This is a genomic window from Streptomyces sp. NPDC002133 (assembly GCF_040296405.1).
In the GTDB taxonomy this organism is placed as follows: Bacteria; Actinomycetota; Actinomycetes; order Streptomycetales; family Streptomycetaceae; genus Streptomyces.
The window spans coordinates 21,256-34,735 of sequence record NZ_JBEOXF010000076.1; the positions used below are offsets into that span (position 1 = coordinate 21,256).

The following is a 13,480-nucleotide window of genomic DNA, read 5'->3' on the forward strand; positions in this document are numbered from 1 at the left end:
GATAGGGTGGGCGGTATGCGTGATCTCCGGATGGGCTTCGGCTATCTGATGAAGGGCCAGCGATGGGTCGGCCGGCACGGCCGGTGGTTCGGTTTCGGGCTGCTGCCCGGGCTGGTCACCCTGGTGCTGTACGCCGGCGCGCTCATCGGGCTCGGCCACGGCGCCGACGACCTGGTGGGCTGGTCGACGCCGTTCGCCGACGGCTGGTCCTCGCCATGGCTCGGCCTGTTCCGTGGCTTCCTCACCGGCCTGGTCTTCGTCTTCGGCCTGTTCCTCGCCGTGATCACCTTCACCGCCGTGACCCTGCTCGTCGGGCAGCCGTTCTACGAGTCGCTCTCCGAGCAGGTCGACCGCACCGAGGGCGGCGACGTCCCCGAGTCCGGGCTGCCGCTCTGGCGCGAGCTGTGGATCTCGGCCCGGGACAGCCTCCGGGTGCTGCTGCGGGTCGCCCTCTACGGCGTACTGCTCTTCGCGCTCGGCTTCATCCCGGTCGTCGGGCAGACCGTGATCCCCGCGATCGGCTTCTGCGTCTCCGGTTTCTTCCTCGCCGAGGAGCTCACGGCGGTCGCGCTGCAGCGGCGCGGCGTCGAGCTGAAGGAGCGCCTCGCGCTGCTGCGCGGCCGCCGCATGCTCGTCCTCGGTTTCGGCGTCCCGCTCACGCTCGCCTTCCTCCTCCCGCTCGTCGCCGTGTTCCTGATGCCGGGCGCGGTCGCGGGCGCGACGCTGCTGGTCCGGGACCTCACGACGACCCAGGGTGAGCCGGAGCCCGCGCACCGGGCACCGAACCCGGACCCGGGCGGGAACCCGAACCCCTCGCCGTCGCCGTACGGCTTCAGCAAGCACGAGGCACGCTCCTAGGCCGTGGCCGGGACGTGGCGGGGAGCGGGGCCGTGCGGATAGAGCGCCACCGGGTCGGCGAGGCTGCCGTTCCGGCGGCTCGTGAGGATCACGAACAGGACCGGTTCGCTGGTCCGCTCCCTGTCGAAGGCCGGTCGGATGACCACCGCGGCGACCACGCCGGGCCCGGCCACTGACACACCGCCAGGTTCGCCCTGATCACCGGCGCCCGCGAGGACCTCGCCGCGCTCGTGCTCACCGACCCCGCCCTCCTCGCGGAGGACGGCTGGGCCTTCGGCTCCTACCGCCAGGCCCTCCACGACCACCAGCGCGGCGAGGACCCCGAACCCACCACGGACCGGGCCCTGCGCGACGGCGAGAAGGCGAGCACCTGGGGCTTCCTCCCCCGCCCGCCGACTCTTCTCGCAACTGGTCGAGGGCGTCGAGGAGAGCTTCAACCTCGCCCTCCTCGACGCCCTCGAAGCCCACCGGCACCACTACCGGGTCGTCGCCCGCGCCGACAGCTGCGAGGCCGCGATCAGCCTCGACGTCCTGGCGCCGGCCTGCCACGCCCGCCGCCGGGGCTGGAACATCCGGGTCACGTCGCCCTGTCTGCCGCCACGCCTCCTTCGGGCGGCCGAACCCCTCCAGGTCCTGCCGTCCGTCCGCCATCGGAGGTGTGTGTCAGCTGCCGGCCGCCACCGTCACGATCGCCCGCACCTGGGCGATGATGTCCAGCCGGTTCTGCACGAATTCGGGGTCGGTCACCGTGCCCGTCGCCGGGTCGGTGTTTCCCGCGCCGAACTGCAGGACGGGGGTGTGGACATGACCGCCCGGCAGTGTGTCGTGCAGTCCGAGGCGGTCGCGCAGCAGCGTGGCCCGGTAGGCGATCTCGTTGGAGAGATAGTTGCCACCGCCCCCGGCACGGGCCGTCGAGCCGGGCGTCGGGCCCTCGGCGCGCACCACCGGGTCGGTGCCTCCTGCCGGTACCTCGGTGACCGACGTGTTGTCGTACACCGGGAAGCGGCCCGTGCCCGCTGCGACGATCGCCGCGTACGGAAGCGTCGTCGACGTCCACTGCGGCTGCGAGGCGGGGTCGGTGACCGGCACGGTCCCGGTGCGCGACAGGTTCTCGTTGTCCGGGAAGCCGCCGCGCCAGGCGCCGTTGGTGCGCTCGATGTCGAACCTGCCCACGCGGCCCTGGCTGACGGTGGTGAACAGGTCGGCCTCGGGCAGCCGGCGGCGCAGGGTGCGCTCCACCGTGCCCGCCGCGAAGTCCGCCCAGCGGACGGGGAAGACGGCCGTCTCGATCCGGGCCAGGCCCCCGTCCGCGGTACGGATCCAGGTGCCGTCCAGGGCGAGGGCGGTCGCCCCGCTCGGGTTGCTGATCCGGATGTCGCGGTCCAGCGTGAAGGGGTCGAAGCCGGTCAGCACGATCCGCTCGAAGCCCTTGCCACGCGGGAAGTCCATGGTGTCCTGGCCGCGCGAGGTCTGCTCGAGCCGGTCGAGCAGCCGGGCCCGCGCGGTGTCGGACAGCGCGAAGCCGGGCTGCCACTGCCGCAGTTCCCGGGTCATGCCGAGCCGAGCCCAGTAGAGCGGCCGGTCGTCGTCCCGGCTCACATCACCCCGCAGAACCCCCCTGCCCTGCGCCCGCTCGACGGCACTCCGCCACAGCCCCGCGCCGTGCCGCCCGGCGGCGCGCCGGGCCTCGGCGTACGAGTCCGCGGCCTCCAGCGCCCTCGCGAACTCCGGTGCCACCGCGTCGAATCCGCTGCGCCGCAGGATCTCCTGCGGTACGGCCCTGTCCAGCCGCTGCTCCTCCACGGTGGCGACGCCCGGCACGTCCGCGGCGCCCGCCGGCGCCGTACCGAGCATCATGCAGGCCACCGCCGACACGACCAGCACTCCCAGTGTCCGCCGCACGCCGAATCCCTTCCCCAGACGACTCCGAAGCCGCCAGTATCGGGAAGGAGTTGGGCCGTGAACAGAGGGACCGGCGTGACTCCAGCAGTTTCAGGAAGTCCCGGAACGCCGGCGGCATCGCCGGCGACTCCGGGTCCGGCAGCCACTGGTCGTCGACATCCCGCCGCCTCGGCGCGCCTTCGAGATCTGGGACGAGGAAGGCGGATGCTGGACTTTCGTCTCCGGCTCGTACGAGGTCCAGGCGTCCCACGCCCTCGACGACAGCCGTCCGACCGCCACTCCGGGGTCCGAGGCACCCGTGACGGCCCCGGGGCGGCACCTGACAACCGCCCCGGGGCTTGACCCGCCCCGGCGGCCCCGGCGGGACCGCCAGGCGTCAGGCAGGCGGCTTCGCGGCCGTCACGTTCCGGTGGGCGATCTCCGCGAGCCGTCCCTGGCCGTCCTTGCTCGGATGGAACCAGTCCCAGGGAGACAACTGCTCACCCGTGAAACGGAAGTCGAAGACATCCCCGCCGTCGTAGCGGCAGCGCAGGTCCTTCGCGCAGACGTTCTTCAGCGCCTCGTTGTACGCCACGACCCGGTCGTACACCCGCGCCCGCCGCAGGCGGGCGTCCTCGCCCATGTCCTCGGCGTCGCCCAGCATCGAGGCGCAGATGCCCAGCTTCCACACCTGCCTGCCGAGCGGACTGCCGCGGCCCGTCGACCACAGCCGCATCAGGTCCGGCACGCTCGACACGTACACCTGTGCAGTGGGGGCCGTGCGTCGCAGGGTGCTCATCGCCGCCGTGAACGACTCCGTGAAGTCGGCGACCGGAGTCATCAGGTCGGGCGAGTCCCGGCAGGCGTCGTTGGCGCCCACCATCACCGTGACCAGGCCGGGCCTGCGCGCCGCCGCCGCCGCCATCTGGCCGGGCAGATCCGCCATACGGGCCCCGGTCCTGGCGTGGTTCCAGCTGCGCCCGGCCGCGGCGGCCGGGCCGAGGAGGCGCTGCGCGAGGCTCCGCACCTCGGTGTCGGTACCGGTCGCCCACGACACCTCCGGGCAGTCGGCCAGCAGGTCACAGGCGTCGAAGCCCTGGGTGATCGAGTCACCGACGGCGGCCACCGACGAGGGACTGCGGTCCCAGACCGGCGTGGGGGCGGGGCGCGGTCTCTTCTGCTGGTGACTCTGCGTAGTGGGTGTGCCGGACTCACACCCCGTCAGCGCAGCGAGCCCGACGAGTGTCGCCGCCGTCAATGCGGCGGCGACGACAGCAGGCGGTCGAAGGCCCGTTCGCCCGCTCCGCCGGATTTCACGCATCCTGCCCTCCCCGTAGACGTCCTCGCGGGTGAAAGCTTGGTGCGTACGGGCCCCCGGACGCACGGTACGACGTATCTTGGCCCCCGCCGCACGGTAGCTTTTTCCCCGTCGAACCAGAGGCACCTGGCCCACCCCGGCTCCGGTAAATTACATCACGTCACATGCTGTCCGTTTTGTGGAGTTTCACTCCTGATGCTGTTTACTGAGGCCGCTGGGAAAGGCGAACCTCGTCCCACACTGGAGGTCCCGGTGACGACACGCGGCGTTCTGTACGTTCACTCCGCACCCCGCGCGCTGTGCCCGCACGTCGAATGGGCGGTTGCGGGTGTGCTCGGCGTGCGGGTCCAGCTCGACTGGATCCGCCAGCCGGCGTCGCCGGGCACCTGGAGAGCCGAGTTCTCCTGGCAGGGCGAGCCCGGAACGGCCTCCAAGCTCGCGTCCGCGCTGCGCGGATGGCAGATGCTCCGCTTCGAGGTCACCGCGGAACCGTGCCCGACCGCCGAGGGCGAGCGCTACAGCGCCACCCCCGAGCTCGGCATCTTCCACGCCGTCACCGGCATCCACGGCGACATCCTCATCCCCGAGGACCGGCTCCGCGCCGCGCTCGTCCGCTCGGCGCAGGGAGAGACGGCGCTCGAGGCGGAGATCTCGCGCCTCCTCGGCAAGCCCTGGGACGACGAACTGGAGCCCTTCCGCTATGCGGGCGAGGGCGCCCCCGTCCGCTGGCTCCACCAGGTGGTCTGACGGGGCCTCACGCCCTTCGGGAGGGATCCGCCTTCGGGCGATGAATCCCGCCTCAAGTGCACGCGGGAGGCGTGTCCCAAGAGTGGGACATGTGATGTGTGAAGGTACGGCGGCCTCGACGGCCGCCGTTCTGCTGTCCGGGATCGCGTTCGGCGCGGAGGTGGTGCCGCTCGGCGGCTTCCGGTTCGGGGGCCTGGGCGGGAGGGGGTTCGCGTGCCGTGGCTCCCGGCGGGCCGGCTCGGTGCAGCTGCTGCTGCCCGGCGGTGGCGGCCCGGCGGCCACCGGCGTCTCCGGTCCTGTGCTCGCGCTCCGGGGGAGGGAGTCGCGCGCAGCGTCGGCCCCTGTCGACGCGGTGGCGGAGGCGCGGAGGGCCGCGAGGGCTTCGCCGACGCGCTCTCCCGGCAGGACGACGGACGCATCGCCGTCCCGGCCGATGGCACGGCAGCGCGCACCTCGTCCTGCTCGGCACCGCCGGATCCGGTACGCGGGAAGGTCGATCCGGGCGACGGCGGCGCGGGCCCCTCGATCAGGCCCGGGCTGATCCCGATCCCCGGCACGGGTGGCCATGTCGTCGTCGACCACAGGTCGACGAGCGGGGAGCCGGCGGTCTTCGCCCTGCCCTGACCACGGCCCCGACACTCCGAGGCCCCCGCCGGGACATTCCGGCGGGGGCCTCGGGTTTCAGCCTGTCGGCCGGCGGTTGTGCCGACTGCGCGGCGGGCTCAGACGGTACGGAACGCCAGCACCACGTTGTGGCCGCCGAATCCGAACGAGTTGTTGATCGCCGCGATCGTGCCGTCGGGCAGCTTGCGCGGCTCGTCGCGGACGATGTCCGCGTCGACCGTCTCGTCGAGGTCGTCGATGTTGATCGTCGGCGGTGCGACGCGGTGGTGCAGCGCCAGGACCGTCGCGACGGTCTCGATGCCGCCCGCGCCGCCCAGGAGGTGACCCGTCATCGACTTGGTCGCCGAGACCGCCACATGGTCCAGGTCGTCGCCCAGCACCGAGCGCAGCGCCTTGATCTCGGCCACGTCACCCTGAGGAGTGGACGTCGCATGGGCGTTGAGGTGGACGACCTCGGACGGCTTGAGGTCCGTCGAGTCCAGCAGGTTCTGCAGCGCGGCCGCGATGCCGCGGCCCGTCGGCTCGGGCTGCGCGATGTGGTGGCTGTCCGCGGACAGACCCTGACCCAGCACCTCGCAGTAGACCTTCGCGCCACGCGCGGCGGCGTGCTCGGCCGACTCCAGGACAACGACGCCGGCACCCTCGCCGAGGACGAACCCGTCACGGGACTTGTCGTACGGACGCGAGGCCTTCTCGGGCTCGTCGTTGTTCTTCGACATCGCCATCATGTTGGCGAACGCCGCGACCGGCAGCGGGTGGATCGCCGCCTCGGTGCCGCCCGCGACCACGACGTCGGCGCGGCCGGTACGGATCATCTCGACGGCGTAGCCGACCGCCTCGGCGCCCGAAGCGCACGCGGACACCGGAGTGTGCACGCCCGCCCGGGCGTTCACCTCCAGGCCGACGTTCGCGGAGGGGCCGTTGGGCATCAGCATCGGCACGGTGTGCGGGGAGACGCGGCGTACGCCCTTCTCCTTCAGCACGTCGTACTGGTCGAGCAGGGTGGTCACACCGCCGATGCCGGAGGCGATGACCGCGCCGAGCCGCTCGGGGGTGATCTTGTCGTCCTCGCCGGCGGGGGCGGTGTAGCCCGCGTCGGCCCACGCCTCGCGCGCGGCGATCAGCGCGAACTGGGCCGAGCGGTCCAGCTTGCGCGCGAGCGGCCGGGGCAGGACCTCACTCGGGTCCACCGCCGCCGGGGCGGCGATGCGGACGGGCAGTTCGGCGAAGCTCTCGCCTTCGAGGGGCTTGACGCCGGAGCGTCCCGCGATCAGACCTTCCCAGGTCGATGCGGAGTCGCCACCCAGCGGTGTGGTTGCGCCGATACCGGTGACGACCACGGTGCGATTGGTCGAGCTCACAGGAATTCTTTCTCCACGGTCTATGAGGGTTCGTGAATCTGCGGCGCCACCGCTGGGTGGCGTACCTGAATCAGTCCTGAATCAGTCCTGAGTCGGCCTGGATCAGGCCTGGTGCTTCAGGATGTAGTCGGCGGCGTCACCGACGGTCTTGAGGTTCTTGACGTCCTCGTCCGGGATCTTGACGTCGAAGCGCTCTTCGGCGGCGACGACGACCTCGACCATGGACAGCGAGTCGACGTCCAGGTCGTCGGTGAAGGACTTGTCCAGCTGGACGTCCTCCGCCGGGATACCGGCGATCTCGTTCACGATCTCGGCGAGACCTTCGACGATCTCTTCCTGAGTGGCGGCCATGTGGCGCTCCTTCGGTGTTTAGCAGAGGGTTGATCTGGGCGTTGTCCGGGGGACCGGAGGACCGGGAACCGGTGACCGGAAGATCCGGATGCTGCCTAGGGGAGGGTAACGACCGTTGCGGCGTAGACGAGACCCGCCCCGAAGCCGATGACGAGCGCGGTGTCGCCGCTCTTCGCCTGTCCGGTCGCCAGAAGCCGCTCCATCGCGAGCGGAATCGAGGCGGCCGAGGTGTTGCCGGTGGTCTCCACGTCACGGGCGACCGTCACGTGCTCCGGCAGCTTCAGAGTCTTCACCATCGAGTCGATGATCCGCATGTTCGCCTGGTGCGGAATGAAGACGTCCAGGTCGTCGGCGGTGATCCCGGCCACGTCCAGCGCCTGCTGGGCGACCTTCGCCATCTCGAAGACGGCCCAGCGGAACACCGCCTGGCCCTCCTGCGTGATGGCGGGGAACCGCTCGACGGTGCCGTTGCGGTAGTCCGACCACGGCACGGTCTGCTTGATGGTCTCCGACTTGTCGCCCTCGGAACCCCAGACGGTCGGGCCGATCCTCGGCTCCGTCGAGGGGCCGACGACGACCGCGCCCGCGCCGTCACCGAACAGGAAGGCCGTGGCGCGGTCCTCCAGGTCGGTCAGGTCGCTGAGCCGCTCGACGCCGATGACCAGTACGTACTCCGCCGAGCCCTCCACGACCATGCCCTTGGCCAGGGTCAGGCCGTAACCGAAGCCCGCGCAGCCCGCGGAGATGTCGAACGCGGCCGGCTTGACCGCGCCGATCTGGTCCGCGATCTCGGTGGCGACGGCAGGGGTCTGCTTGAAGTGCGACACGGTGGAGACGATCACGCCACCGATCTGCTCCGGGGTGATCCCGGCATCGGCGATGGCCTTGCCCGCCGCCTCGACGGACATCGCCGCCACGGTCTCCTCGTCGGAGGCCCAGTGGCGGGTCGCGATGCCCGAGCGGGAACGGATCCACTCGTCGGAGGAGTCGATCGTCTCGAGGATCACCTCGTTCGGCACGACCCGGGTGGGACGGTAGCCGCCGACACCCATGATGCGTGCGTACGGGGCGCCCTGACTGGGCTTGATCTTCGACATGCGCTACGGGCTCCTTCGTCAGACTGCTGTGTGCTCGGCGACGAGCGCGCGGGCCGCGTCGAGGTCGTCGGGGGTCTTCAGCGCGAGCGTGGCGACGCCCGGCAGGGCACGCTTGGCGAGACCGGTGAGGGTGCCGCCGGGGCACACCTCCAGGAGGGCGGTGACGCCCAGCTCCTTGAACGTCTCCATGCACAGGTCCCAGCGGACCGGGTTCGCGACCTGGCCCACGAGCCGGGAGACCACCTCGGCGCCTGTGGCGACGGTGCGGCCGTCCTTGTTGGAGACGTACGGCACCTTGGGGTCGGCCACGGTGAGGGCCTCCGCGGCCTCGTCGAGCCTGTCCACGGCGGGTGCCATGTGGTGCGTGTGGAACGCGCCGGCGACCTGCAGGGCCACGACGCGCCGCACACCCTCGGGCTTGTCCGCCTCCAGCGCGGCGAGCTGCTCCATGGTGCCGGCGGCGACGATCTGGCCCGCGCCGTTGACGTTCGCCGGGGTCAGCCCCAGCTTCTCCAGGTGCGGCACCGTCACGTCCGGGTCGCCGCCGAGCAGCGCCGACATGCCGGTCTTCGTGACGGCCGCGGCCTCGGCCATCGCCTGTCCGCGTGTCCGTACGAAGCCCAGCGCCGCGGTGTCGTCGAAGACACCGGCGAACGCGGCGGCCGTGATCTCACCGACGCTGTGGCCGGCGACGGCGCCGGGCGTGACGTCACCGAGCGCGGACGCCGACAGCAGACCGGCGGCCACGAGCAGCGGCTGCGCCACGGCGGTGTCGCGGATCTCGTCCGCGTCGGCCTTCGTGCCGTAGTGGGCGAGGTCCAGTCCGATGGCGTCGGACCAGGCCGCGATGCGGCCTTCGGCACCGGGGAGTTCGAGCCAGGGGGTCAGGAAGCCGGGCGTCTGAGCGCCTTGGCCGGGAGCGACGAGTACGAGCACCCTCACACTCTCTCTTGTGGACGGTCCGGGCCGCCCGTGGGGACAGGGACCAAGAACCGTCAGGGGAATTGTTGGTGTCCGACAAAAGACTAGGACTGCGGATCGCCGTCTACCAGACGCCCGAGGATGAGTGCGATCCGGAGAGTGAACGCGGAGCGGACATCGGAGGGTGACCAGCCGGTGACATCAGTCACACGTCGAAGCCGGTAGCGAACGGTGTTGGGGTGGACGAACAGCATCCGGGCCGCGCCTTCGAGACTGCTGGCCTGCTCCAGATAGACACTGAGGGTCTCCAGTAGCGCCGAGCCGGCTTCCTCCAGCGGTCTGTAGATCTCCTCCACCAGCTGCTCGCGGGCCGCAGGGTCGCCCGCGATGGCGCGTTCCGGCAGCAGATCGTCGGCCAGAACCGGCCGCGGAGCATCCTGCCAGGCGGCACAGGCCTTCAGCCCGGCGGCCGCGGCCTGCGCGGAGCGTGTCGCCGCCAGCAGATCGGGCACGACGGGTCCGGCGACGACCGGGCCCGCTGCGTACGGGCCGATCAGGGCCTTGGCCACCTGGAGCGGATTGTCGTTGCCGCCCGCGATGACGACGAGCCGGTCGCCGAGCACGCCCGTCAGAACCTGCAGCTTGGCGTGCCGGGCCGCGCGGCGGATGGCCTCCACGGTGAGCTCGCTGTCCCCGTCGGGCGCGGTGCCCAGCACGACGCACACGTGCTCGGGCGAATTCCAGCCGAGCGCCGCGGCCCTGCTGACGGCGCCCTCGTCGGCCTCGCCCGACAGCACCGCGTTCACGACGAGCGACTCGAGCCGGGCGTCCCAGGCGCCGCGGGCCTCGGCGGCCTGCGCGTACACCTGCGCGGTCGCGAAGGCGATCTCCCGGGCGTACACGAGCAGCGCCTCGCGCAGGGTCCACTCGTCGCCGGGCGCGGCGACCTCGTCGATCGCCGACTCCATGACCTCGATGGTGGTCCGCACCATCTCCACGGTCTGGCGGAGCGTGATCGCGCGCGTCAGCTCGCGCGGCGCCGTGCCGAAGACGTCGGTCGAGATCGCCTGCGGGGTCTCGGGGTGCCGGAACCACTCGGTGAACGCGGCGATACCGGCCTGTGCGACCAGACCGATCCACGACCGGTTCTCCGGGGGCATCGCCCGGTACCACGGCAGCGTCTCGTCCATGCGGGCGATGGCGTTCGCGGCCAGACGCCCGGACGACTGCTCCAGACGCTTCAGGGTCGCGGAGTGCGGGTGGGCGGCGTTCGCGGGCAGAGCCGGTTCGGGATGGGGCACGGGGACAAGAGTGCCTTATCAGGACGGGCGCGCGGAGTGCCGGGGTCCCGGGGCTCCGCCCCGGACCCCGGCTGGGGCGTCCTGCGGGTGCGCTCCCGGGCGACCGGTACCGGGTGGGCGGCCGGGGTGTCCGTCGTCACGTGCCGGACGGGCTCGGATCGAGCCCCGCGGTGGATCGCGGCCTGCGGGGGCGTCGTGGTCCGGGGCGTGGCCGTTACCGGACGGGTGGCCCGGGTGTCCGTCGTCACGTGCCGGACGGGCTCGGGGCGTGGTGCGGTACCGGGTGCGCAGTCCGGGGGTCCGTCCTCGAACGCCCGGCGGGCGAAGCTGAATACGCGCCCCGGCGACGAATGAGGCGGGGTCCCGTACCGACGCACGAAGGGCTTGGGGGCGGGCGCCGAAACCCGGTCCGACCCGGTCTCGGTCAGGGAAAGGGTCCGGGGCGAAGCCTCGAACGGGGGCTGGGGGGCTTGCCCCCGGTTCGGGAAGGGGCGGGGCGGGGAGGAGGCCCGCCGCAGGCGCCGGGGCCCCGGGTGCGCCCGGTTCCGTCCGGTGGGGCCGGGTGTCCGGGCGGGCGAACAGGGGACCCGCAAAGGGCCTCTACCGTAGATGCGTGATTTCCGTATGGCGCGCCGGAGGGCGCTACCGGGGTGGGGACGAGGCCGCCGGGATCGAGTCGCTGCACGCCTTTTCGTTCGGGCGGTTCTACGATCCGGACAATCTGCGCTTCGGCGCGATCCTTGCCTGCAACGAGGAGCGCCTCGCACCCGGCGCCGGGTTCGACGAGCATCCGCACAGCCACACCGAGATCGTGACCTGGGTCATGGAGGGCGAGCTCACGCACCGGGACTCGGCCGGGAACGCCACCGTCGTAGGGCCAGGGGACGTGCAGCGGTTGAGCTCGGCGGGCGGGGTGCGGCACATCGAGCGCAACGACGGCCAGGTACCGCTGACGTTCGTGCAGATGTGGCTCGCGCCCAAGGACCCGGGCGGCGAGCCGGCGTACGAGGTCGTGCGCGGCATCGCCGACGCGACGCCGTACGCGCTTCCGGAGGCCGGGGCGCTGCTGCACGTACGGCGGCTCGCGACGGACGAGCGGACCGCCGTCCCGGACGCGCCCTTCGTGTACGTGCACGTCGTACGCGGCGTGGTGCGGCTCGCGGGCGACGACCTCGGACCCGGGGACGCCGCGCGGATCACGGACGCGGAGGGTCTCGAACTGGCCGCCGCCGTGGCCGCCGAGGTGCTCGTCTGGGAGCTGTCGGGCTGAGTCAGCGCAGGGCGCTCCTGGCCCGCCACTCCTCCCACGACAGATTCCACTCGCCGAAGCCGTTCCCCGGCGCGACCGTGCCCTTCGTGTCCGCGCCCTTGATCTCGAACGGGTCGCCGGGCCGCACCTGCCCGTAGAACCACGCCGCGTTCGCGTCGCTCATGCCGATGCAGCCCGAACTGCGGTTCGCGTTACCGAAGTACTTGGCGTTCCACGGCGCGGCATGGGCGTACATCCCGGACCATGTCAGCCGCATCGAGTGGTCGACCATCTTGTCGTAGGCGTCACCGAGGCCGACCGTCTCCGAATTCATGTTGATCGTGCCCTCCTTGGCCATCAGCACGGCCGTGCCCCGCCAGGACCGCTTGTCCCCGCCGGGCGTGCCGCCGGAGACGGGGATCCTCCGTACCGCTGTGCCGTTGCGCTCCAGTGTGAGCTGGTGGCGGTCGAGGTCGACCTTGACGACCTGCCGGGCGCCGACGGTGAACGTCGTCGTGTAGTCGCGGACGAACCAGCCGCCGCCCGCGCCCGAGTCGGTGCCGTCGAGCTCCGCGTGCAGGGTGCTCATCGGCGGCGCGCTGAACGCCGTGTTCGTGCCCGAGCTGGTCAGGGCGGCCAAGGAGCACGAGGACGGCGGCGCCGCCTACACCGACCGGCTGCTCACCGTCTGCGCCGTCGCCCTGCTGGCGATCACCGCGAGCGCGGTCTGGGCGGCGCCGGCGATCGTCGACGCGTACACCGACTACACGGGCGCGCAGGAGTCCATGACGGTCGCCTTCGCCCGCTCCTGTCTGCCGCAGATCCTTTTCCTCGGACTGTTCACCCTGCTCGGGCAGGTCCTCAACGCCCGCGGCCGGTTCGGGGCGATGATGTGGACGCCCGTCCTCAACAACGTCGTCGTCATCGCGGTGTTCGGGCTGTACCTGGCCACGACCGACGGAGGCACCCTCACCGCCGGCGAGACGGCGCTGCTCGGCTGGGGCACGACCGCGGGCATCGCCGTCCAGGCGCTCGCCCTCGTGCCCGCCCTGCGCGCGGCCCGCTTCCGCTGGCGGCCCCGGTTCGACTGGCGCGGCAGCGGGCTGACCCGGCCGTTGCGGTCGGCCGGGTGGCTGGTGCTGCTGGTCCTCACCAACCAGGCCGCGTACTGGGTGACGACCCGGCTGGCGACCTCGGCGGGCCTGGACGACGGCCCCGGGTTCGCCGCGTACAACAACGCCTATCTGGTGTGGGCCGTACCGCACGGCATCGTGACGGTCTCGCTCGTCACCGCCCTGATGCCGCAGATGAGCGCGGCCGCGGCCGACGGAGACACCGAGGGCATACGCCGCGATGTCTCGGGCGCCCTGCGCAGCAGCGCTTCGGCCGTCGTCCCGGCCGCGTGCGCGCTGCTCGCCCTCGCACAGCCGGTGATGGCCCTCGTCTTCGGGTACGGCAGGACCGACACCGCCGCCACGGCCGCGATGGCGGGCATCCTGATGGCCTTCGCGCCCGGGCTGATCGCCCTGTCCGGCCAGTACGTCCTCTCCCGCACCTTCTACGCGCTCTCCGACACGCGCACGCCCTTCCTGCTCAACCTGGTGATCGCGGGCCTCAACGCGGGCCTCTCCACGGTCGCGTACCTGCTGCTCCCGGCCCGCTGGGCGGTGACGGGGATGGCCGGGGCGTACTCGCTGGCGCTGTGCGTGGGGTGGGCCGTCACGGCGCACGTCCTGAACCGCCGGCTGCGGTCGCCGGCGGGCGGCCGCAGC

Annotated in this window: 13 protein-coding genes and 2 pseudogenes; 6 read left to right on the forward strand and 9 right to left on the reverse strand. The window is 72.0% G+C overall.

Going from position 1 to position 13,480, the window contains the following annotated elements; genetic code table 11:
• The first annotated feature begins 15 nt into the window (after positions 1-15).
• Positions 16-858, forward strand: a complete 843-nt coding sequence (locus ABT078_RS37940) for an EI24 domain-containing protein (protein WP_351236181.1) — start codon at positions 16-18, stop codon at positions 856-858.
• On the opposite strand, the gene ABT078_RS37945 is transcribed toward ABT078_RS37940, so the two are convergent.
• Entirely contained in the window at positions 855-1,295 is a 441-nt protein-coding gene (locus ABT078_RS37945; protein ID WP_351236183.1) for a hypothetical protein, read from the reverse strand. The two genes, ABT078_RS37940 and ABT078_RS37945, sit on opposite strands and share 4 nt — an antisense overlap.
• Here ABT078_RS37945 and ABT078_RS37950 point away from each other — a divergent pair.
• A pseudogene (locus tag ABT078_RS37950) lies at positions 1,264-1,404 on the forward strand (Imm49 family immunity protein); the annotation flags it as partial. The gene ABT078_RS37945 and the pseudogene ABT078_RS37950 overlap by 32 nt on opposite strands.
• Positions 1,405-1,521: 117 nt before the next feature.
• On the opposite strand, the gene ABT078_RS37955 reads toward ABT078_RS37950, so the two are convergent.
• Entirely contained in the window at positions 1,522-2,715 is a 1,194-nt protein-coding gene (locus tag ABT078_RS37955) for a pyroglutamyl-peptidase I (protein WP_351236213.1), read from the reverse strand.
• A gap of 421 nt (positions 2,716-3,136) precedes the next feature.
• Positions 3,137-4,060 carry an SGNH/GDSL hydrolase family protein gene (locus ABT078_RS37960; protein WP_351236185.1) on the reverse strand — a complete coding sequence of 308 codons (924 nt, stop codon included), beginning with the start codon at positions 4,058-4,060 and terminating at the stop codon, positions 3,137-3,139.
• A gap of 249 nt (positions 4,061-4,309) precedes the next feature.
• Here ABT078_RS37960 and ABT078_RS37965 point away from each other — a divergent pair, with 249 nt between their 5' ends.
• Entirely contained in the window at positions 4,310-4,804 is a 495-nt protein-coding gene (locus ABT078_RS37965) for a DUF3145 domain-containing protein (protein WP_351236187.1), read from the forward strand.
• Positions 4,805-5,017: 213 nt separating this feature from the next.
• Positions 5,018-5,428, forward strand: a complete 411-nt coding sequence (locus ABT078_RS37970; protein ID WP_351236188.1) for a hypothetical protein — start codon at positions 5,018-5,020, stop codon at positions 5,426-5,428.
• 98 nt (positions 5,429-5,526) lie between these two features.
• Here the strand turns inward: ABT078_RS37970 and fabF are convergent, their stop codons facing one another.
• From fabF to ABT078_RS37995, 5 genes are all read right to left on the reverse strand, one after another.
• Entirely contained in the window at positions 5,527-6,789 is a 1,263-nt protein-coding gene (fabF, locus tag ABT078_RS37975) for a beta-ketoacyl-ACP synthase II (RefSeq protein WP_351236190.1), read from the reverse strand.
• 102 nt (positions 6,790-6,891) lie between these two features.
• Entirely contained in the window at positions 6,892-7,140 is a 249-nt protein-coding gene (locus ABT078_RS37980) for an acyl carrier protein (protein ID WP_351236193.1), read from the reverse strand.
• 95 nt (positions 7,141-7,235) lie between these two features.
• Positions 7,236-8,237, reverse strand: coding sequence for a ketoacyl-ACP synthase III (locus ABT078_RS37985; RefSeq protein ID WP_351236195.1), 1,002 nt, complete (start codon positions 8,235-8,237; stop codon positions 7,236-7,238).
• 18 nt (positions 8,238-8,255) lie between these two features.
• Positions 8,256-9,173, reverse strand: coding sequence for an ACP S-malonyltransferase (locus tag ABT078_RS37990; protein WP_351236197.1), 918 nt, complete (start codon positions 9,171-9,173; stop codon positions 8,256-8,258).
• A gap of 89 nt (positions 9,174-9,262) precedes the next feature.
• Complete coding sequence (locus ABT078_RS37995) at positions 9,263-10,459, reverse strand: PucR family transcriptional regulator (protein ID WP_351236199.1); 1,197 nt, start codon at positions 10,457-10,459, stop codon at positions 9,263-9,265.
• Between the two features lie 613 nt (positions 10,460-11,072).
• Here ABT078_RS37995 and ABT078_RS38000 point away from each other — a divergent pair.
• Positions 11,073-11,729 (forward strand): pirin family protein, encoded by a 657-nt coding sequence (locus ABT078_RS38000; protein ID WP_351236201.1) that lies wholly within the window; start codon positions 11,073-11,075, stop codon positions 11,727-11,729.
• 1 nt (position 11,730) lies between these two features.
• Here ABT078_RS38000 and ABT078_RS38005 read toward each other — a convergent pair.
• A pseudogene (locus ABT078_RS38005) lies at positions 11,731-12,291 on the reverse strand (L,D-transpeptidase); the annotation flags it as partial.
• On the opposite strand from ABT078_RS38005, the gene murJ reads away from it, so the two are divergent.
• On the forward strand, positions 12,290-13,480 hold a 1,191-nt coding region (gene murJ, locus ABT078_RS38010), incomplete at its 3' end, for a murein biosynthesis integral membrane protein MurJ (protein ID WP_351236203.1). The pseudogene ABT078_RS38005 and the gene murJ overlap by 2 nt on opposite strands.

What these genes read in the sequence shown, in the direction of transcription:
- ABT078_RS37955 (WP_351236213.1), bottom strand. Translation starts at nt 2,715, where the DNA reads ATGATGCTCGGTACGGCGCCGGCGGGCGCCGCGGACGTGCCGGGCGTC.
- ABT078_RS37960 (WP_351236185.1), bottom strand. Translation starts at nt 4,060, where the DNA reads ATGCGTGAAATCCGGCGGAGCGGGCGAACGGGCCTTCGACCGCCTGCT.
- ABT078_RS37980 (WP_351236193.1), bottom strand. Translation starts at nt 7,140, where the DNA reads ATGGCCGCCACTCAGGAAGAGATCGTCGAAGGTCTCGCCGAGATCGTG.
- ABT078_RS37940 (WP_351236181.1), top strand. Translation starts at nt 16, where the DNA reads ATGCGTGATCTCCGGATGGGCTTCGGCTATCTGATGAAGGGCCAGCGA.
- ABT078_RS37985 (WP_351236195.1), bottom strand. Translation starts at nt 8,237, where the DNA reads ATGTCGAAGATCAAGCCCAGTCAGGGCGCCCCGTACGCACGCATCATG.